Source organism: Streptomyces cinereoruber (assembly GCF_009299385.1).
GTDB lineage: Bacteria > Actinomycetota > Actinomycetes > Streptomycetales > Streptomycetaceae > Streptomyces > Streptomyces bikiniensis.
Map to the genome: position 1 here is coordinate 4,200,012 of NZ_CP023693.1, position 18,243 is coordinate 4,218,254.

At 72.0% G+C, this 18,243-nt stretch carries 21 protein-coding genes; 11 read left to right on the forward strand and 10 right to left on the reverse strand.

Annotation, left to right across the window (positions count from 1 at the left end):
* Positions 1-105: 105 nt before the first annotated feature.
* The 4 genes from CP977_RS18810 to mshD all read right to left on the reverse strand — a co-directional run bounded on the left by CP977_RS18810 (position 106) and on the right by mshD (position 3,316).
* The gene (locus CP977_RS18810; protein WP_109185005.1) at positions 106-1,053 is read right to left on the reverse strand and encodes an ABC transporter permease; all 948 of its coding nucleotides are present in this window, start codon (positions 1,051-1,053) and stop codon (positions 106-108) included.
* Positions 1,050-1,892, reverse strand: a complete 843-nt coding sequence (locus CP977_RS18815) for an ATP-binding cassette domain-containing protein (protein ID WP_109185006.1) — start codon at positions 1,890-1,892, stop codon at positions 1,050-1,052. The genes CP977_RS18810 and CP977_RS18815 overlap by 4 nt, the downstream gene beginning before the upstream one ends.
* A complete protein-coding gene (locus tag CP977_RS18820) occupies positions 1,889-2,278 on the reverse strand; it encodes a GntR family transcriptional regulator (RefSeq protein ID WP_152370520.1) in 390 nt (129 codons plus the stop codon). Before CP977_RS18820 ends, CP977_RS18815 begins: the two co-directional genes overlap by 4 nt.
* Before the next feature lie 111 nt (positions 2,279-2,389).
* Positions 2,390-3,316, reverse strand: a complete 927-nt coding sequence (gene mshD / locus CP977_RS18825; RefSeq protein WP_062753413.1) for a mycothiol synthase — start codon at positions 3,314-3,316, stop codon at positions 2,390-2,392.
* 156 nt (positions 3,317-3,472) lie between these two features.
* Between mshD and CP977_RS18830 the strand changes: the two genes are divergently transcribed.
* On the forward strand, positions 3,473-5,302 hold the full coding sequence (locus CP977_RS18830; RefSeq protein ID WP_152370521.1) for a bifunctional metallophosphatase/5'-nucleotidase: 1,830 nt from the start codon (positions 3,473-3,475) through the stop codon (positions 5,300-5,302).
* Positions 5,303-5,457: 155 nt separating this feature from the next.
* On the forward strand, positions 5,458-6,312 hold the full coding sequence (locus tag CP977_RS18835; protein ID WP_062753409.1) for a phosphatidylinositol-specific phospholipase C: 855 nt from the start codon (positions 5,458-5,460) through the stop codon (positions 6,310-6,312).
* Here CP977_RS18835 and CP977_RS18840 read toward each other — a convergent pair.
* The 5 genes from CP977_RS18840 to CP977_RS18860 all read right to left on the reverse strand — a co-directional run bounded on the left by CP977_RS18840 (position 6,277) and on the right by CP977_RS18860 (position 11,616).
* Positions 6,277-7,749 (reverse strand): HAMP domain-containing sensor histidine kinase, encoded by a 1,473-nt coding sequence (locus CP977_RS18840; protein ID WP_167308908.1) that lies wholly within the window; start codon positions 7,747-7,749, stop codon positions 6,277-6,279. The genes CP977_RS18835 and CP977_RS18840 overlap by 36 nt on opposite strands.
* Positions 7,746-8,471, reverse strand: coding sequence for a response regulator transcription factor (locus CP977_RS18845; RefSeq protein ID WP_062753407.1), 726 nt, complete (start codon positions 8,469-8,471; stop codon positions 7,746-7,748). The genes CP977_RS18840 and CP977_RS18845 overlap by 4 nt, the downstream gene beginning before the upstream one ends.
* A gap of 20 nt (positions 8,472-8,491) precedes the next feature.
* A complete protein-coding gene (locus CP977_RS18850) occupies positions 8,492-9,607 on the reverse strand; it encodes a S1C family serine protease (protein ID WP_152370522.1) in 1,116 nt (371 codons plus the stop codon).
* Positions 9,608-9,711: 104 nt separating this feature from the next.
* Entirely contained in the window at positions 9,712-10,773 is a 1,062-nt protein-coding gene (locus CP977_RS18855; RefSeq protein WP_062753403.1) for a LacI family DNA-binding transcriptional regulator, read from the reverse strand.
* Positions 10,774-10,797: 24 nt separating this feature from the next.
* Positions 10,798-11,616: a response regulator transcription factor gene (locus CP977_RS18860; RefSeq protein WP_062753401.1), complete on the reverse strand. Its 819-nt coding sequence runs from the start codon at positions 11,614-11,616 to the stop codon at positions 10,798-10,800.
* Positions 11,617-12,036: 420 nt separating this feature from the next.
* Here CP977_RS18860 and CP977_RS18865 point away from each other — a divergent pair, with 420 nt between their 5' ends.
* The 7 genes from CP977_RS18865 to CP977_RS18890 all read left to right on the forward strand — a co-directional run bounded on the left by CP977_RS18865 (position 12,037) and on the right by CP977_RS18890 (position 16,334).
* Positions 12,037-12,291 (forward strand): MoaD/ThiS family protein, encoded by a 255-nt coding sequence (locus CP977_RS18865; RefSeq protein WP_062753399.1) that lies wholly within the window; start codon positions 12,037-12,039, stop codon positions 12,289-12,291.
* An 11-nt stretch (positions 12,292-12,302) separates the two neighbouring features.
* Positions 12,303-13,538 carry a hypothetical protein gene (locus CP977_RS18870; RefSeq protein WP_152370523.1) on the forward strand — a complete coding sequence of 412 codons (1,236 nt, stop codon included), beginning with the start codon at positions 12,303-12,305 and terminating at the stop codon, positions 13,536-13,538.
* Between the two features lie 114 nt (positions 13,539-13,652).
* Positions 13,653-14,339 (forward strand): LmeA family phospholipid-binding protein, encoded by a 687-nt coding sequence (locus CP977_RS18875; protein WP_062753397.1) that lies wholly within the window; start codon positions 13,653-13,655, stop codon positions 14,337-14,339.
* Between the two features lie 210 nt (positions 14,340-14,549).
* Positions 14,550-14,630, forward strand: a complete 81-nt coding sequence (locus CP977_RS35520) for a putative leader peptide (RefSeq protein ID WP_350497993.1) — start codon at positions 14,550-14,552, stop codon at positions 14,628-14,630.
* A gap of 149 nt (positions 14,631-14,779) precedes the next feature.
* On the forward strand, positions 14,780-15,625 hold the full coding sequence (locus tag CP977_RS18880; protein ID WP_109185011.1) for a sulfurtransferase: 846 nt from the start codon (positions 14,780-14,782) through the stop codon (positions 15,623-15,625).
* A gap of 52 nt (positions 15,626-15,677) precedes the next feature.
* Positions 15,678-15,965: a DUF1416 domain-containing protein gene (locus tag CP977_RS18885; protein WP_030220952.1), complete on the forward strand. Its 288-nt coding sequence runs from the start codon at positions 15,678-15,680 to the stop codon at positions 15,963-15,965.
* Positions 15,966-16,070: 105 nt separating this feature from the next.
* Complete coding sequence (locus tag CP977_RS18890) at positions 16,071-16,334, forward strand: DUF3099 domain-containing protein (RefSeq protein ID WP_062753393.1); 264 nt, start codon at positions 16,071-16,073, stop codon at positions 16,332-16,334.
* Positions 16,335-16,380: 46 nt separating this feature from the next.
* Here the strand turns inward: CP977_RS18890 and CP977_RS18895 are convergent, their stop codons facing one another.
* Positions 16,381-16,743 (reverse strand): DsrE family protein, encoded by a 363-nt coding sequence (locus tag CP977_RS18895; RefSeq protein WP_030220947.1) that lies wholly within the window; start codon positions 16,741-16,743, stop codon positions 16,381-16,383.
* A 56-nt stretch (positions 16,744-16,799) separates the two neighbouring features.
* On the opposite strand from CP977_RS18895, the gene CP977_RS18900 reads away from it, so the two are divergent.
* Together CP977_RS18900 and CP977_RS18910 are read left to right on the forward strand one after the other, a co-directional pair.
* The gene (locus CP977_RS18900) at positions 16,800-17,204 is read left to right on the forward strand and encodes a hypothetical protein (protein ID WP_152370524.1); all 405 of its coding nucleotides are present in this window, start codon (positions 16,800-16,802) and stop codon (positions 17,202-17,204) included.
* 228 nt (positions 17,205-17,432) lie between these two features.
* Positions 17,433-18,005, forward strand: a complete 573-nt coding sequence (locus CP977_RS18910; protein ID WP_062753387.1) for a heme-binding beta-barrel domain-containing protein — start codon at positions 17,433-17,435, stop codon at positions 18,003-18,005.
* Positions 18,006-18,243: the final 238 nt, after the last annotated feature.

The following is an 18,243-nucleotide window of genomic DNA, read 5'->3' on the forward strand; positions in this document are numbered from 1 at the left end:
CGGTAACGACGACATGTCGTACGGGAATCGGGGGCGGGGCCGTGTGCGGGCCCCGCGCCCCTTTTCCTTTTACGGAGGGTGTCTACGGGAGGTGTCTACGGAGGGTTACGGGTGCCGGGCCCGCAGGAGGCGGAAGGCGGCGTAGGCCGCGAGGGCGGCGAGGGCGAGGAGGATGCCGGACTCGATGAGTTGGGTGGGCCAGAAGTGGGACTGGGGGTGGTAGTCGGCGTACTGGGCGGCGATGCCTTCGTCGGGGCGGCAGTGCTCCGCCGGGGCGTCGGGGGAGCAGAACCAGCCGGGCAGCCGCTTCCCGGAGACGCCGATCAGTCCCTGCTCGACGAGCAGGGCGTCCCCGGGAACCATGAGGGTCGAGGCGTTCTCCAGGGCCGGGCCCGTGACCGTCCGTACCGGCAGGAAGTCCCACCGGAAGGAGCTGAGGACGAGCATGACCACGCCCATGATCCCTCCGGTGGCGGCCATGGCGAGGAGCGTGCGCCGGACCAGCTGGCCGACGAGGGCGCCGACGGCGACGGCGAGGAGGACGTACGAGACGAGGACGACACCGGTGATCTCGTACGGTCCGCGGTCCGCCCAGCTGAACTGCCAGGTGCCCGACACCCGGCCCCAGCCGATCAGGTAGATCGCGGTGAGGACCAGGGTCGTTCCGACGACGACGGCGGTCGTGGTGAGGAGCTTGGCGCGGAGCCAGGCCGCCGGGCTCACCGACTGGGTGAGCGAGAGCTTGTACGTCCCCGACTCGAACTCGCGGGCGATCAGCGGGCCCGCGACGAAGACGCCGGTGAGGAAGGGGAGGAGGACCATGGCCACGGAGAACTGCTCCATGGCCCCGCGCAGCAACTGGTAGCCGCTGTTGTCGTCGGCCACGTGCTGGTAGCCGTCCTCCACGTACACGTCCGGGTACTGCAGGTCCCAGATCCGCAGCCCCCCGATCACCGCCAGCGCCGCGAGCACCAGCGCGCCCGTCAGCCACAGTGTCCGCCGGTACTGCCGGACCGTCACCCAGTACGGACCCCTCAGGGCGAGCGTGCTCATGCTGCGGCTCCCTCGGGGGTGCGGAGGTGGGCGAGGAGGAGTTCTTCCAGGGAGGGTTCGGAGGTCTCCCAGGGGCCTTCGACCGGGCCCTCGCGGCGGATCAGGGCGGTGAGCTGACGGCCGGTCGTGCGGGACTCGACCACCGTGTGCGGGGCGAGGTCGGCGACGGGGCCGGTGAGCAGGGTGTGGGCGGCGAGGAGGTCCTCGACGGGCCCGTCGAGGCGGATCCGGCCGCCGTGGAGCAGGAGGAGGTGGTCGCAGGCGCCCTCCAGCTCGGTGAGGATGTGGGACGACATGACGACGGTGGTGCCGTTCTCGGCGGCCTCCGCCATGAGCAGGCCCAACAGCTGGTGGCGGGCGAGCGGGTCGAGGTCGGCCATCGGCTCGTCCAGGAGGAGCAGTTCGGGCCGCTTGCCGAGGGCGAGCGCGAGGGCGACGCGGGTGCGCTGGCCGCCGGAGAGGTGGTGGACGAGGGTGCCGGAGGAGAAGCCGCCGCCCTCGACGACCCGTTCGGCGAGGGCGGGGTCCCAGCGTCCGGGGTTGAGTTCGCGGCCCATGCGCAGGGTGTCGTCCACGCTGAGCCGGGGGTGGAGCGGCTTGTCCTGGGCGACGTACGCGAGGAGTTCGCGCGCGGGGGCCTCGATGGTGCCCTCGGTGGGGCGCAGGAGGCCGGCGGCGAGGGCGAGGAGGGTGGACTTGCCGGCGCCGTTGGGGCCGACGAGGGCGCAGATCCGCCCCCGGGGGAGCGTGAAGTCGCACTCCCGCAGGGCCCAGCCGCCTCTGCGTCCGCCGTATTTCCTGCCCAGGAGTTCCGCCCTCAGGGCGGTGTCCTCGGTCATCGGTCGTCGTCCCCCTCGAAGTGTTCTTTCAGTACGGATGTGAAGAGCGCGGCCACGTCGTCCCGTTCGAGCCCCGCGGCCCGTGCCCGGCGCGCCCAGTCGGCGAGTTCGCCGCGCAGCGGCGAGTCGGCCGGGTTGGTGCCGAGGGTGGCGCGGACGAAGGTGCCGAGGCCGCGGCGGGCCTCGACGAGGCCTTCGCGTTCGAGCTCGCGGTAGGCCTTGAGGACCGTGTTGGGGTTGATGGCCGTCGCTTCGACGACCTCGCGTGCGGTGGGCAGTCGGTCGCCGGGCTCCAGGAGGCCCATGCGGAGGGCCTGTTTCGTCTGCTGGACGATCTGGAGGTAGGTGGCGACGCCACTGCGCCGGTCGATGCGGTACTCGACCACGTTCCCTTCCACCACCCTTTCACTAATCAAGTAGTGAAAGGGTGGTGGAAGGAAGGGGGCGGTGTCAACCGCCCCCTGAACACGAGCCCTTACGGCACCGCGCGTACGGGTCTACGACTCCGTGCGGTACATCAGGTCCACCTCGTGCGTGGCGAAGCCGAGCCCCTCGTACACCCGCACCGCCGTCGAGTTGTCCCCGTCCACGTACAGCATCGCCGTCGGCAGCCCCTGGGCCGCCAGGTGCCGCAGGCCGATCGCGGTGAGCGCCTTGCCGAGGCCGCCGCCCTGGGCGTCGGGCAGGACGCCGACCACGTACACCTCGCCGAGCTGCTCCTCGGCGTGCGTCTTCGTCCAGTGGAAGCCGACGATCCGCCCGTCCTTCTCCGCGAGGAAGAAACCCTTAGGGTCGAACCACGGCTCGGCGGTGCGGTCGTCCAGGTCCCGCTGGGTGAGGGAGCCCTGCTCGGGGTGGTGGGCGAAGGCGGCGGCGTTGACGGCGAGCCAGGCCGCGTCGTCCTGACCGGGGACGAAGGTGCGGACGGTGACGCCCTCGGGCAGCACCGGCTCCGGGATCTCCAGCGGCACCAGGGACCGCCGCAGCTGGCGCAGTTCGCGGAAGAGGGTCAGGCCGAGGACCTGGGCGAGGTGCCGGGCGGCCGGCTTGCCGCCGTGCGCCCAGACGCGCAGCCGCTTGCCGGAGGCGTCGAGCAGGGCGGTGCCGAGCGCCCGCCCGTGGCCGCGCCCGCGCCGGTCGGGGTGGACGACCAGCTCGGCGGCCGGGGCCTCGATCGGGTCGGTCTCCTCCAGCTGGGCGTACCCGTACAGCCGGGAGCCGACGGTCAGCAGGAAGTGCCGCACGCCCTCGCGCCGTCCGTTGCGCAGGTAGAGCCGGCCCTGCTCGGACACGGCGTGCATCCCGTCGGCCCGGTCGGCGGCCTCCAGGAGCTCCGATACGTCCTGGACCTGCTCGGGCGTGAGCTCGTCGTACGTGTGGATCTGCCGTCCGGGTTCGAGGGCCGGTGCCGCGTCGGAAGTCATGGAACGAGCCTACGGCGGCCCGGCGCCGCCCGGCGGAAAGCGGGCGGCAACCGTCTTGTAATCCTCTCCCCCCTGTTGTGCTACGCGCGTTGACCCTAGGCTGCACCGGCATACGGGAAGTGCGTCCCGTAGAGGTGCAGAGGGAACAGAGGGCAGATGGCAGCGACACCCAGGAAGAACAAGACGGCGCGGCGGATCCTCGCCGCGGGGGCCGGGCTCGTGACGGTCGGGGCGCTCGTCGCCGCGATGCCGTCGGCCGGCGCGGTCGGCGACCGGTCCGGCGGCGGGCACGGACACGGGCACGACAAGGGGCAGGGCCGTCTGGTCGACGTCCAGCTGCTCTCCTTCAACGACCTGCACGGCAACCTGGAGCCGCCGACCGGCTCGTCGGGCCGGCTGACCCACCTGAACGAGGACGGGACGACCCGGACCGTCGAGGGCGTCGGCGGCGTCGAGTACCTCGCCACGCACCTGCGGCAGGCCCGCCAGGGCCACCCGTACTCCATCACCGCCGCGGCGGGCGACATGATCGGCGCCTCGCCGCTGGTCTCCGGCCTCTTCCACGACGAGCCGACCATCGAGGCGCTGAACAGGCTCGACCTCGACGTCACCTCGGTCGGCAACCACGAGTTCGACGAGGGCGCGCGCGAGCTGGCCCGGATGCAGAACGGCGGCTGCCACCCGACCGAGGGCTGTTTCGAGAAGGGCAAGAGGTTCCAGGGAGCCGACTTCCCCTACCTCGCGGCCAACGTGACGAACGAGAAGAGCGGAAAGCCGCTGCTCGACCCGTACTTCGTGTGGGAGCGCAACGGGGTCCGGATCGGCTTCATCGGCGTCACCCTCGAAGGCACGGCCGACATCGTGTCCGCCGAGGGCATCAAGGGCCTGAAGTTCGGCGACGAGGTCGAGACGATCAACAAGTACGCCAAGGTGCTGGAGCGCAAGGGCGTGAAGTCGATCGTCGCCCTGCTCCACGAGGGCGGGCTGCCCGCCTCGGGCGCGTACAACTACGACTGTGACAGCCCGGGCCCCGGCAACGGCATCTCCGGCCCGATCGTGGACATCGCCAAGAACGTCAGCCCGCAGGTCGACGCCCTGGTCACCGGCCACACCCACCAGGCGTACGCGTGCACGATCCCGGACCCGGCGGGCAAGCCGCGCACGGTCACCTCGGCGGCCTCCTTCGGGCGGCTCTACACCGACACGACGCTCACCTACGACCGGCGCACCAAGGACATCGTCCGCACGGCCGTCGCCTCCGCGAACCACGTCGTCAGCCGTGACGTGAAGCCGGCGCGTGACATGACCAGGCTGATCGACCGCTGGAAGACCCTGGCCGCGCCGATCGCCAACCGCCCCGTCGGCCACATCGCCGCCGACATCGAGAACCCGATCGACGCGTACGAGAAGCCGCTGGGCGACCTGATCGCGGACGCGCAGCTGGAGGGCATGGCCCCGGCCGACAAGGGCGGCGCGCAGCTGGCCCTGATGAACCCGGGCGGCATCCGCGCCCCGCTGTCCCACAAGGCGTCCGGCGCCGAGGGCGTCGGGGTCGTGACCTACGGCGAGGCGTACACCGTCCAGCCGTTCACCAACATGATGACGGCGGTCGACCTGACCGGCGCCCAGCTCGTCACCGCGCTCCAGCAGCAGGTCAGCGGCCCGAACCAGGCGGCCCCGAAGATCCTCCAGGTGTCGAAGGGCTTCACGTACACCCTGGACATGACGAAGACCGGCGCCGACCGGGTCGTGGTCTCCTCGGTGCGCCTGAACGGCGAGCCGATCGACCCGGCGAAGACCTACCGCGTCGCGATGAACGAGTTCCTCTCCGGCGGCGGCGACGGCTTCACCGTCCTGAAGGAGCACAAGAACAAGCTGGTCGGCGCCTCCGACCTGGACATGTTCACCGCCTACCTGACGGCCCACTCCTCGGCCTCCGCACCGCTGCCGGTGCCGGCGGCGGACCGCATCACCGTCATCAAGTAAGCCCGTAAGGGGGGGGCGGCGGACCGTTTCGGCGGCCTGCCGCCCCTTCGCGTTTCCGGTTGCCGCTCCCTCTCCGCTCCCGGCCGCCGCCCCTTCGCTTTCCCCCGTGCCGCACCCTGGCGGAGGTTGAAGTGGACCTGTCATAGTGCGGTGCCATGGAGCGACGACGATTCCTCGTGGGGGTCGCGGCCGCCGGTGCCGCGCTGGTCGTCGGGGCGCCTTCCGCCTCGGCCGTGGACGTGCGGGCGTGGATGGGGGCGCACGGGGACGGGACCGAGCTGGCGCGGCTCACCATCCCCGGCACGCACGACTCCGGCGCCCGGTTCGGCGGGCCCTGGAGCGAGTGCCAGAACAGCACCATTGCCCAGCAGCTGGACAGCGGTGTTCGCTTCCTGGACGTGCGGTGCCGGGTGACCGGGGGCTCGTTCGCGATCCACCACGGGGCCTCGTACCAGAACATGATGTTCGGCGACGTGCTGATCGCCTGCCGGGACTTCCTCGCCGCCCACCCCTCCGAGACCGTCCTCATGCGGGTCAAGCAGGAGTACTCCGAGGAGTCCGACGCCGCCTTCCGGGCGGTCTTCGACGACTATCTGGACAACCGGGGCTGGCGTCCCCTCTTCCGCATCGGGGACCGGCTGCCGCTCCTCGGCGAGGCCCGCGGGAAGGTCGTCCTCATCGCCGACAACGGAGGCCTTCCGGGGCTGAAGTGGTGGGACGGGTCCCAGATCGCGCTCCAGGACGACTGGAACGCGCTGCCCGACGCCAAGTACCCGAAGATCCAGGCCCACTTCCGAGCCGCCGTCGCACAACCGGGGCGGCTCTACGTCAACTTCGTCAGCACCTCCGCGTACCTCCCGCCCCGCTGGAACTCCGACCGGCTCAACCCCCGCGTCCACGGCTTCCTCGACAGTGCCGAACTGGCCGGCCGGACCGGGCTCGGGATCGTCCCCCTGGACTTCCCGAACACCCGGTCAGGCCTGGTCGAAGCCCTCCTCCGGCACAACTGAGGCCCCGCCCGGCGGCGGCGTCGGCGCCCCCGGCAGCCGGACCGTCGCCACCGTCCCGCCGCCCTCCGCCGGGGCCAGCGCGACCGTGCCGCCCGCCTGCCGGACCGTACGCGCCACGATCGACAGGCCCAGGCCCGAGCCCGGCAGGCTGCGGGCCGACGGCGAGCGCCAGAAGCGGTCGAAGACGTGCGGCAGCTCGTCCGCCGGGATCCCCGGACCGTGGTCCCGGACCGTCAGCTCGCCCCGCATCAGGGTCACCTCGACCGTTCCCCGGGGCGGCGAGAACTTCACCGCGTTGTCCAGGACGTTCACCAGGGCCCGTTCCAGCGCCGCCGGCTCCGCCCGTACGTACCAGGGCGCCAGGTCCGTCACGAAGGCCAGCTCCGGGCCGCGCAGCCGCGCCCGGTCCAGGGCCGCCCGCAGCACCGTGTGCAGCGGCACCACCCCGAGGGGGCCCGAGCGCCCCGCGTCCGGCCGGGCCAGCTCCTGGAGGTCCCCGATCAGCGACGCCAGCTCCGTCATCTGCGCCTTCACCGAGGCCATCAGGGCCCGCCGGTCCTCCGGCGGGATCGCCCGGCCCGTCTCCTCGCTCCGCGCGAGGAGCTCGACGTTCGTCCGCAGCGAGGTCAGCGGCGTCCGCAGCTCGTGTCCCGCGTCCGCGATCAGCCGCGCCTGGAGGTCCCGGGAGGTCGCGAGCGCCGCCGTCATCGCGTTGAACGAGCGCGACAGACGGGCGATCTCGTCCTCGCCCTCCACCGGGATCCGGACCGTCAGGTCCTCGGTCGCCGCCACGTGCTCGACGGCCCCCGTCAGCCGGTTCACCGGCTCCAGACCCGTCCGCGCCACCCACAGCCCGGCCGCGCCCGCGCCGACGACCCCGATCCCGGAGACCAGGAGCAGCACCCAGCGCAGCGTGGACATCGAGTTGTCGATCTCGGAGAGCGGCCGGGCGAGGGAGACCGCGATCCCGGGCGCCCGCTCCTGCGGGTAGGTGTAGACCCGCATCTCGCGCCCGTCGGCGTCCTTCACCGTGTGCAGGACGTCCTCCAGGCGCCCCTGCGCCACCGCGAGGTCGTCGCGCCCGACGGGGATCGCGGCCTCCCCCGAGGTGCACACGCTCCCGTCGGCGAGGATCACCTGCACCGTGTACGAGCCCGCCACCGACGGTGGCGCGGTGCCCTGGCGGCAGAACGACAGGATGCTCTGCGCCCCGCCCGGGTCGAGCCGGGTGGCGCTCAGCGAGGAGTCCAGCTCGGTCTCCAGCTGCTCCCGCGTCACGAACCAGCAGGCCAGCGACACCGCCGCCACCGCGAGCGCCACCGCGACGGCGGTCAGCAGCGCGAGCCGGGAGCGCAGCGGCCGGGACCGGAACCAGGCCAGCGGACGGAAGCGGGGCCCGGGCGGGGCGGCGGGCGCGGGCGGAGGAACCGTCGTCACTCCCCGCCCCCTCCGCGCAGCGCGTACCCCACGCCCCGCACCGTGTGGACCAGGCGCGGCTCGCCGCCCGCCTCCGTCTTGCGCCGCAGGTACATCACGTACACGTCGAGCGAGTTCGAGCTCGGCTCGAAGTCGAAGCCCCACACGGCCTTGAGGATCTGCTCGCGGGTCAGCACCTGGCGCGGGTGCGCCAGGAACATCTCCAGGAGCGTGAACTCGGTCCGCGTCAGCTCCACGGTCCGGCCGCCCCGGGTCACCTCGCGGGTGGCCAGGTTCATCCGCAGGTCCTCGAAGGAGAGGACGTCGTCGGCCGGGGCCGCGGACGCCGCCGACGCGTACGAGCTGCGCCGCAGCAGGGCCCGGATGCGGGCGAACAGCTCGTCCAGCTCGAAGGGCTTCACCAGGTAGTCGTCCGCGCCCGCGTCGAGCCCGGTGACCCGGTCGCCGACGGTGTCGCGGGCGGTGAGCATCAGGATCGGCACGGTCGAGCCGGACGCCCGGATGCGGCGGGCCGCCGTCAGCCCGTCCATGCGGGGCATCTGCACGTCGAGGACGACGAGGTCGGGGGCGTACGACTCCATGGCGGCGAGCGCGTCGAGCCCGTCGACGGCCTCCCGCGTCCCGTACCCCTCGAAGGCGAGGCTGCGGCGCAGGGCCTCCCGTACGGCGGGCTCGTCGTCCACGACGAGGATCCGCTCGGCTTCGTTCTGCTGTCCCGTCATGGAGGCAGCGTCCCACGCGTTCAGCTGTCGCCGCCCGAGCGGAGGTCGTCCAGGTCGGCCTTCACGGTGTCGATCGGGATCGCGAATCCGAGGCCGACGCTCCCGGCCGTGGAACCGCTCGAAGAACTGGGCGAATACATGGCCGAATTGATTCCGATGATCTCGCCGTTCATATTGATCAGCGCGCCGCCGGAATTCCCCGGATTGAGCGAGGCGTCGGTCTGGAGCGCCTTGTACGTGGTCTTCGACGAGCCCGTGTCGCCGTTGAACTGCTGCCCGCCGAACTCGAACGGCCACCCCTGCCGGGGGTCGTACTGCCGCTGCCCCTGGCCCTGGTCCTCGTCCTTCGCGACGGTCACGTCCCGGTCGAGGGCGGAGACGATGCCGCTGGTGACGGTCCCGGTCAGCCCCTCGGGGGAGCCGATCGCCACGACCTCGTCGCCGACCTTCACGTCCTTCGAGCTGCCGAGCGAGGCGGCCTTCAGGCCGGACGCGCCCTTCAGCTCGATCAGCGCCAGGTCCTTGTCGGGGTCCGTGCCGACGACCTCGGCCGGGAAGGTCCTGCCGTCGTCCAGGCGCACGGTGATCTCGGAGGCGCCGGAGATCACGTGGTTGTTGGTGACGATCTCGCCGCCGGAGGTGATGATCACGCCCGAACCGGTGGACTTGCCGGAGTTCGAGGCGGCGGAGATCTCCACGATGGAGGGGGAGACGGCCTCGGCGACCCCGGCGACCGTGCCGGCGCCGCGCGCCGCCACGTTCGTGCCCGCCACGGGGGCGGAGGCGGAGGTCGTCGCCGGGTCGGCGGCGAGCTGCTGGACCAGCGTGGCCGTGCCGCCGCCGACCGCGGCGGCCGCGATGGCCACGGCCGCCATGAGCCCCACGCCGCGCTTGGCACGGCGGCGGGGGCCCGGGACGGGGGCGGGTGCCGGACCCGCAGGCGGGACGTGCCCGCCATGACCCCCGTGCCCGCCCGACGGCCAGATCGTGGTGCCGTGCTCGGTGGTGAACGGCTCGGCGGCGGAGGGCTGGGCGGCGATCGGCTCCGTGAACGGCTCGTACGGGCCCCGGTCCGGCTCGTACGGCGGCCTCGGCGGGTAGTACGGCTGCTGCGGCTGCTCCTGGTGATCCGTCATGGGAAGACTCTCGGAGCCGTACATGAGAACCGTCTGAGGAGCGGCTGAGAAGCCCGACAGAACCCCGTATGCCCGATATAAAGGGCCGTGCGGCAGTCGGCGTCTCAGCGCAGGGTCGAGAACGGCGCCGGGTCCGGCCCGCCCCCGTCGCAGCCGCAGGAGCGGCGCACGATCAGGGCCGACGGGAAGAGCTTCACCCGCTCGCGGCGCGAGCCCGCCACCCGCAGCGAGTCGTCGAGGACCAGGTCCACCGCCGCCCGGGCCATCGCCGGGCGGTCCGAGTACACCGTGGTCAGCGGCGGGTCGGTGAGCCCCGCCTCCTTCACGTCGTCGAAGCCCGCGACGGCCAGCTCGGTCGGCACCTCGATCCGCAGCTCGCGCGCCGCCCGCAGCACGCCGAAGGCCTGGTCGTCGGTGGAGCAGAAGATGGCCGGCGGCCTGTCCGGGCCCGCGAGCAGCTTCAGGGCCACCTGGTAGGCGTCGTAGCGGTTGTACGGGGCCTCGAAGAGCCGGCCCTCGGTGGAGCGGCCCGCCTCGACCATGGCCCGCCGCCAGCCCTCGACGTGGTCGGCGACCGGGTCGCCCACGGCCGGGGTGTTCGGCACGCCGCCGAGGCACGCCACGTACGGGTGCCCGTGCTCCAGGAGGTGACGGGTGACGAGCTGGGCGCCGCCGATGTCGTCGGTGACGACCGCCACGTCGTCGATCGCCTCGGGCCGCTCGTGCAGCAGCACCACGCGCGCGTCCCAGGCCTCGATCTCGCTCGCGGCCTGCTCGCTCATGCCCTGGCTGACCAGGATCAGACCGGAGACCCGCATCCCGAGGAAGGCGCGCAGGTAGTGGATCTCGCGCTCGGTCCGGTAGTCGGAGTTCCCGACGAGGACCATCTTGCCGCGCTCGGCGGCGGCCTGCTCGACCGCGTGCGCCATCTCCGCGAAGAACGGCTGGCGCGCGTCCGGGACGATCATGCCTATGAGGTCGGTGCGCCGGGACGCCATCGCCTGGGCCACCCGGTCGGGGCGGTAGCCCAGCTCCTTGATGGCGGCGAGGACACGCTCGCGCGTGGCCGGGGCGACCGGCCTGGGTCCGTTGTTGATGACGTAGCTCACGACCGCGGTGGAAGTACCCGCCAGTCGAGCTACGTCATCCCGCGTCACCTTGGCCACGCGCGGCAGTCTACGCGGGGGGACCTACCTACCGGCAGGTCGCACTGTGGCATCCGCCACGTTCCTGTCCTCCGAGGGGGTGACGTCCTCCGTGGCGCCCTTGACGCGGGCGGCCCCCTCCTTCGTGCGCGCGCCCTCCTTGGCGCGGGCCTCCTCGGCCGCCCGCTCCACCTTCTCGGGGGCGACGAAGCGGTAGCCGACGTTGCGGACGGTGCCGATGAGGGACTCGTGCTCGGGGCCGAGCTTCGCCCGCAGCCGCCGTACGTGGACGTCGACCGTACGGGTGCCGCCGAAGTAGTCGTACCCCCACACCTCCTGGAGGAGCTGCGCGCGCGTGAAGACCCGGCCCGGGTGCTGCGCGAGGTACTTGAGCAGCTCGAACTCCTTGAAGGTGAGGTCCAGGACCCGGCCCTTGAGCTTCGCGCTGTACGTCGCCTCGTCGACCGACAGGTCGCCGTTGCGGATCTCCATCGGGGAGTCGTCGGAGACGATCTGCTGGCGGCCCATGGCGAGCCGCAGCCGCGCCTCGACCTCGGCCGGGCCCGCCGTGTCGAGGAGGACGTCGTCGATGCCCCAGTCGGCGGTGACGGCCGCGAGGCCGCCCTCGGTGACGACGAGGATCAGCGGACAGCCGGGCCCGGTGGACCGCAGCAGCTGGCAGAGCGAGCGGACCTGCGGGAGGTCGCGCCGGCCGTCGACGAGGATCACGTCCGCGCCGGGGGTGTCCACGAGGGCCGGGCCCTCGGCCGGTGCCACCCGGACGTTGTGCAGCAGCAGGCCGAGTGCGGGGAGCACCTCGGTCGACGGCTGGAGGGCGTTGGTCAGGAGGAGCAGTGAACTCATCGCCCACCACCTGCCCCGGTCGTGGTCATGCGATCGTGCTCGGTTCGCTCGCCCATAAGGTCGGTTCCTCCTCGGTCCCTGCGAGGACGTGCACTGCTTCGTACGGATCACTGCCTGCTCTCGCGCCCTGAGAGCTTTTGTTCATCCGTCCGTAACAACGGTCGGAAAACGCAAAAGGACCCGGTGGCTGCGTCGCCCGGATCCTCTGCCCAGCAGAATAGCCCAGATGCCTTCCGGCGGAGAGGGCGGATTTCACATGGTGGATGTCTCTTCGCTCACTTCCCGCACCCGGGACGCAATGTCGCGCGGGGCGCGGCGGCCGCGTCGCGGCGGTTCACCGGGACGGCGGTCACCGGTCCGGCCCACGCGCGCATGGCCCATCATGGGAGCGGCGCGCACACGAACGAAGGGAGCGCCGCTATGGCAGCGGGAACCATCCGCTACTGGGCCGCGGCCAAGGCCGCCGCAGGTGTCGCCGAGGAGCCGTACGCCGCCGAGCACCTGGCCGAGGCCCTGGACGCCGCCCGCGCGAAGCACCCGGGCGAGCTCGTCCGGGTCCTCCAGCGGTGCTCGTTCCTGGTCGACGGCGACCCCGTCGGCACCCGGAGCCATGAGACCGTACGGCTTGCCGAGGGCGGCACGGTCGAGGTGCTCCCCCCGTTCGCAGGAGGGTGAACCCCAGAGCAATGAGCAACGACCAGTACTACGGCGGGCAGCCGGACCCGTACGCGGGCGGGCAGCGGCCGCACGACCCGTACGCGGGCGGGCAGCAGGACCCCGACGTCACGCAGACGTGGGAGGGCCAGACCTGGGACACCCAGTACCAGCCGGCCGTCCGGCCCGGTTCCCGGCCCCAGGGGGAGCAGCCGTACGCGCCGCAGGGGTACGGGGCTCAGGCGTACGAGCAGCCGCAGCCGCAGTCGTACGGACAGCAGCCTTACGAGCCGCAGCCCTACGGACAGCAGCCGCAGTACGAGCAGCACCCGTACGAACAGCAGCAGTACGCGGGCGCGTACCAGCCGCAGCAGACCGCCACCCCGGCTCCGGCCCCGGCCCCGGCCCCGGTCCACACCCCGGCCCCCGCGCCCGCTCCGGCGCCCGCCCCGGCCTCCGGCCTCGACGACGGGCCCGCCTACTCCCCGCCGACCACCTCCGGGAACACCCGGATCACCGACGCCCAGCGGGCCCGCGCCGAGGGGCGCTCGCCGATCATCGAGCCCGGCGTGCAGCCCGCCGCCCTGACGGCGGTCCTCGGCCTGCTGATCGCCGGCGGCGCCGCCCTCGGCCCGTACGGCCTGCTCCTCCCGCTGGTCCTGCTCCAGGCGCTCACCGCGGCCGGCTGGTTCCGGCTCAACGGCATGTGGCCCGCCCGGCAGGGCATCGCCCTGGCCTTCGCCGGCGGCCTCGTCGCCGACGGCGCCCTGCTCGCCGCCGGCAGGGAGAACGCGGCCCCCGCGATCCTGGGCACGCTCGGCGTCTGGGTGCTGCTCTGCCTCGTCCTCCAGCTGCGCAGCCACGCGGACCCGGACGAGCGGATGTACGGCCTGATGGCCACCGTCGTCTCGGCGGCCCTGACCGTGGTCGCCACCGGGCACCTCGGCGCGGAGCCCGACGCGGTGGTCGTCGGCGGGGTCGCGGTCGCCGCCGCCGTCCTCGCCAAGGCGCTCCCGCTGCCCGGACCGGTCTCCGTCGGCGCCGCGCTGCTCGCCGCCGCGGGCGCCGGGATCGCGGCCGGGGGGCTCACGGACCTGGGCGCGTCCGGGGCGCTGCTCGGCCTCGGCGCCGGGGTCTGCGCGCTGGTCGGCCTGCGGGCGGCGAGCTACGACTACCCGTCGCGGTTCGTCCACATGACGGCGGGCGTCGCGCTGCCGCTGGCCGCCGCCGCGCCCGCCGTGTACCTGCTGGGGCGCGCCCTGGCCTGACACGCCGTTCCGCACCGCGCCTAGGGCCTGTCCGGGCGCGGGAACCAACCCGACCCCCGACACGTCGATCTTCGTGTCGGGGGTCGAAAACTTTCACGGGGGGACGCACCACGCATGCGAGCACTGCGGATTCTGCTCATCCTGGCCGTCGTCCTCGGCGGGGCCCTCGTCGGGATCGACCGCCTGGCCGCGTCCTACGTGGAGTCGGAGGCGGCGGGCTGGACGAAGGCCTCCGGCGTCCGGAGCGAGTCGATCGAGGTCGACGTCAAGGGCTTCCCCTTCCTCACCCAGGCCGCGGCCGAGCGGTTCGACGAGGTGGACGTGCGGGCGACCGGCATCCAGGCGCAGGCGGGCGACCGGAAGATCCGGGTCGGCGAGCTGGACGTCGTCCTGCGGGACGTGACCGTGACCGGCGACTGGACGGGCGCGAGAGCCGGCACCGCGGCCGGCACCGCCCTCATCTCCTACGCGGACCTCACCGCCGCCTCCGAGCGCGAGGCCACCGTCGCCTACGGCGGCAACGGCAAGGTGAAGGTCACCGGCAGCGTCCAGATCCTGGGCCGCACCCTGACCCGCACGGTCCTCTCGACGGTGACCGCCGTGAACGGCGACACGATCCGGTTCCGCGCCGACGAGGTGCCGGGCGAGGGCATTCCGGGCGTGGAGGAGCTGGTCCGCGCCCGCACCGACTTCGAGCGCCCGCTGCACGTGCTCGCCGGCATGAAGGTGGAGAAGGTCGAGCCGCGCCCGGAGGGCCTGGTGGTCACGGTCTCGGGCAAGGACGTCTCCCTGGCGGGCTGAGCGCCCGGGACCGGCGAGGGGCTCGTTTCTACCCGCTGGTCACATGCTGAGACGACGCCGTCCGATCCGCAGAAACGTAACCGGACGCCTCGGTACGGAGGCGCCCGGGGCCGCCCCGCGCCGTGATCGCGTCCCACATCTCGGACGATCGCGTCTCAAAATACGACACACCGGTGACACGGCCGCCTGTCCGTCCCTACGATCGGGGCCATGAAGCGACAGGCGGATCTCACGAAGCGGCGGGCAGTAGACCTGTGCCGCGTCGCCGCCATGCTCTGTCGCTCCGTCTGAGCGGGACGTCCGACCCCGCCTTCCCCACGGCCCGCCGACCGACGTCGGGGCCGCATCTCGCGCAGCCGTACGCCGTCGCCGCACGCTTCCGACGCGTACCCGCACCACCCCGCACCACACCGCCGCACACTGCCCCGGAGGAGAACAGCATGGCTCGCAGCGACGTCCTGGTCGACGCGGACTGGGTCGAGGCCAACCTCGACAACCCGCAGGTCGCCCTCGTCGAGGTCGACGAGGACACCTCGGCCTACGAGAAGAACCACATCCGCAACGCCATCCGCATCGACTGGACCCAGGACCTCCAGGACCCGGTCCGCCGCGACTTCATCGACCAGGAGGGCTTCGAGAAGCTCCTCTCGGCCAAGGGCATCGCGAACGACACCACGGTCGTGCTCTACGGCGGCAACAACAACTGGTTCGCCTCCTACGCCTACTGGTACTTCAAGCTCTACGGCCACCAGGACGTGAAGCTCCTCGACGGCGGCCGCAAGAAGTGGGAGCTCGACTCCCGCGACCTGGTCGACGGCTCCGAGGTCCCGAACCGCCCGGCCACCACGTACAAGGCCAAGGCCCAGGACGCTTCGATCCGCGCCTTCCGCGACGACGTCGTGGCCGCGATCGGCGCCCAGAACCTGGTCGACGTCCGCTCGCCCGACGAGTTCTCCGGCAAGCTCCTCGCCCCGGCGCACCTCCCGCAGGAGCAGTCGCAGCGCCCCGGCCACGTGCCGAGCGCCCGCAACATCCCGTGGTCGAAGAACGCCAACGACGACGGCACCTTCAAGTCGGACGACGAGCTCAAGGCCCTCTACGAGGCCGAGCAGGTCGACCTGGCGAAGGACACCATCGCCTACTGCCGCATCGGCGAGCGCTCCGCGCTCACGTGGTTCGTCCTGCACGAGCTCCTCGAGGTCCCGAACGTCAAGAACTACGACGGCTCGTGGACCGAGTACGGCTCCCTCGTCGGCGTGCCGATCGAGCTCGGCGCCGCCAAGTAACCCCTCCGGACCTCCCCTCTTCCGGACCTCTCGACCGTAAGGACAGAACACCATGTGTGGAGCGCAGCCCGGCGGCCCCGACGCCTCGACGATCAAGCCCGGTGAGACCACCATCCAGGGCTTCGTGACCAAGGACGGCGAGCCGGTCACCGGTTACGTCCGCCTCCTGGACTCGACCGGCGAGTTCACGGCCGAGGTCCCGACCTCCGCCACCGGACAGTTCCGCTTCTACGCGGCCGAGGGCACCTGGACCGTCCGCGCCCTGGTGCCGGGCGGCACCGCCGACCGCAAGGTCGTGGCGCAGAAGGGTGGCCTCGCGGAGGTCGCCATCGCGGTCTGACCCGCGACGTTTGATCGGCCGAAGGGCCGTGCCTCCTGGGGGGTTGGACGCCATTCCGGGACTTGGGGCACGGCCCTTCGGTCTGCCCGGACGTAGGCTGAAAGGGTGTACGCACGCCGTCGCCACGTCTACTTCTGGATGATGGGCGCCTGCCTGTTCCTCTTCGTGGGCGCCTGGGCCGTCGTACGCCTCTTCTCGACGCCGGCCGCCGTCGCCATGTGCGTCGTCGCCATGCTCATCCCCCCGGTCGCCGCGATGATCGCCAACCGCCGAGGCCCGGAGGACCGCTGGTGGGACGATCCCTCCGGCGACCCGCAGTCGGACGAGTGGTGGGACGAACTGGACGGGAAGAAGCGCCGGGAGCGGTAGGCCGTGTGCGGCGGACCGGGAGCGGTAGGGGCTCCCGCCCGGCGGATCAGTAGACGAGGGCCTGGACGTCGTCCGTCGTCGCCTCCTGGACGAAGACCTGCGCGCCGGCGATGCGGACGCCGTCCAGGACGTCCTTCTCCGTGATCTCGCGGCGGGCCGCGCACTGGGTGCAGAGCGTCACGCGCCCGCCGGCCAGGATCGAGTCGAGCAGGTCCGGCAGCGGTGCGGCGTGCGGGAGTTCGAACTCGGCGGCCCGGCCCGGGAGGGCGAACCAGGAGGACTCGCCGGTCAGCCAGAGCGACACCTCGACCCCGCTGGCGACGGCCACGGCGGCCACCGTGAAGGCCTGCGAGCAGCGTTCGGGGGAGTCGGCCCCGGCGGTCACCTTGATCACGAGCTTCTTCGCCATGTACCGAACTGTAATGCGAGACGTCGCAACCTCATGCACCCCTCGCGTGACAAGGGGTGCGCGGGTTGTGGAAGGTCCTCGACGACGTCGCCCTGCGCCACGTCACGGGCCGCGCGTGGACGACGCCGGACGGCACGAGGACCCGCGTCCTCCTGCTGAAGTTCTCCTCCGTCGCCCATGCCGACCACCTGGACAGCGCCCTCACCGGCGACGCCGACGAGGCCCTCCCCCAGGGCGTCGACGGGGCGGAGGTCCTCGACCGCGTGGCGGGCGACGTCCGGGTGCCGGACGCGACGGCGTACGCGTACGAGGAGAAGGCGCCGTACGGCCCGGAGGAGACCCTGTGGGCCCACATCGGGGCGGGCGACACGCTCGCGGTGGTCACCCAGACCCGTGAGGGCGGGGCGCCCACCGTGCCGTTCCGGCAGACCCTCGTCCTCCAGGCGCAGCTGCTCGGCTGACGGTCCACCCCGAGACCCACCTCACCGAGTGGGCCGGGCCCCGGGCCACTAAGCTGGGGTCCGGCCCGTTCCGCCTTCACACCTCAGTCGAGGAGCACCCCGTGATCATTTTCTTCGAAGCTCTGCTGGTCCTGGTCTGCGTCGGCGTGCTCGCCTTCGCGGGTCTGACCGTGAAGAAGCTGTACCAGGGCCAGCGGTAACCCCCTCTAGAGAACGCCAGAGCTGCTCATGATCGAGATCCCGTCCGACCTCAACCCGGACCTCGTCCCCCTCGCGTTCCTGCTCGGCACGTGGGAGGGCGCGGGCGTCTCCGACTTCCCCGGCGCCGAGAAGTGCAACTTCGGCCAGTCCGTGACCTTCAGCCACGACGGCCGGGACTTCCTGGAGTACCACTCGCACTCCTGGGTCCTGGACGAGAAGGGCGAGAAGGTCCGCCCGCTGGAGAGCGAGAGCGGTTACTGGCGGATCGACAAGGACCGCAAGGTCGAGGTCGTCATGGTCCGCGACCAGGGCGTCGTGGAGATCTGGTACGGCGAGCTCGCCGACCAGAAGCCGCAGATCGACCTGGCGACGGACGCCGTCGCCCGGACGGCCGCCTCGGGCCCGTACAGCGGCGGCAAGCGCCTGTACGGCTACGTCAAGAGCGACCTCATGTGGGTGGGCGAGAAGGCGACCCCCGAGGTCCCGCTGCGCCCGTACATGTCGGCGCACCTGAAGAAGGTCGTCACGCCGGAGGAGGTCGCGGAGATGGCCCGCAACCTGCCCGACATGCCGGACGACGGCATCGCCTTCTTCCGTTAGGCCGACGTACTTCTCCGGTGGCACAGGGCCCGTCCAGATGGACGGGCCCTGACTCATATGTGGTGATTCATTTTTATGGCTGGGCCCCGGTAATAAATTAAGGGAGGGGTTAACAGATCTGACATGACCATAGTCCACTTGCAAGGTGTGGTCGTCTGAGATACCGTCATGAACACGGGATCGTTGGAAACGCGAAACCCCCGGCCGCATGAGGCGTGGCCGGGGGTTTCACAAGCCG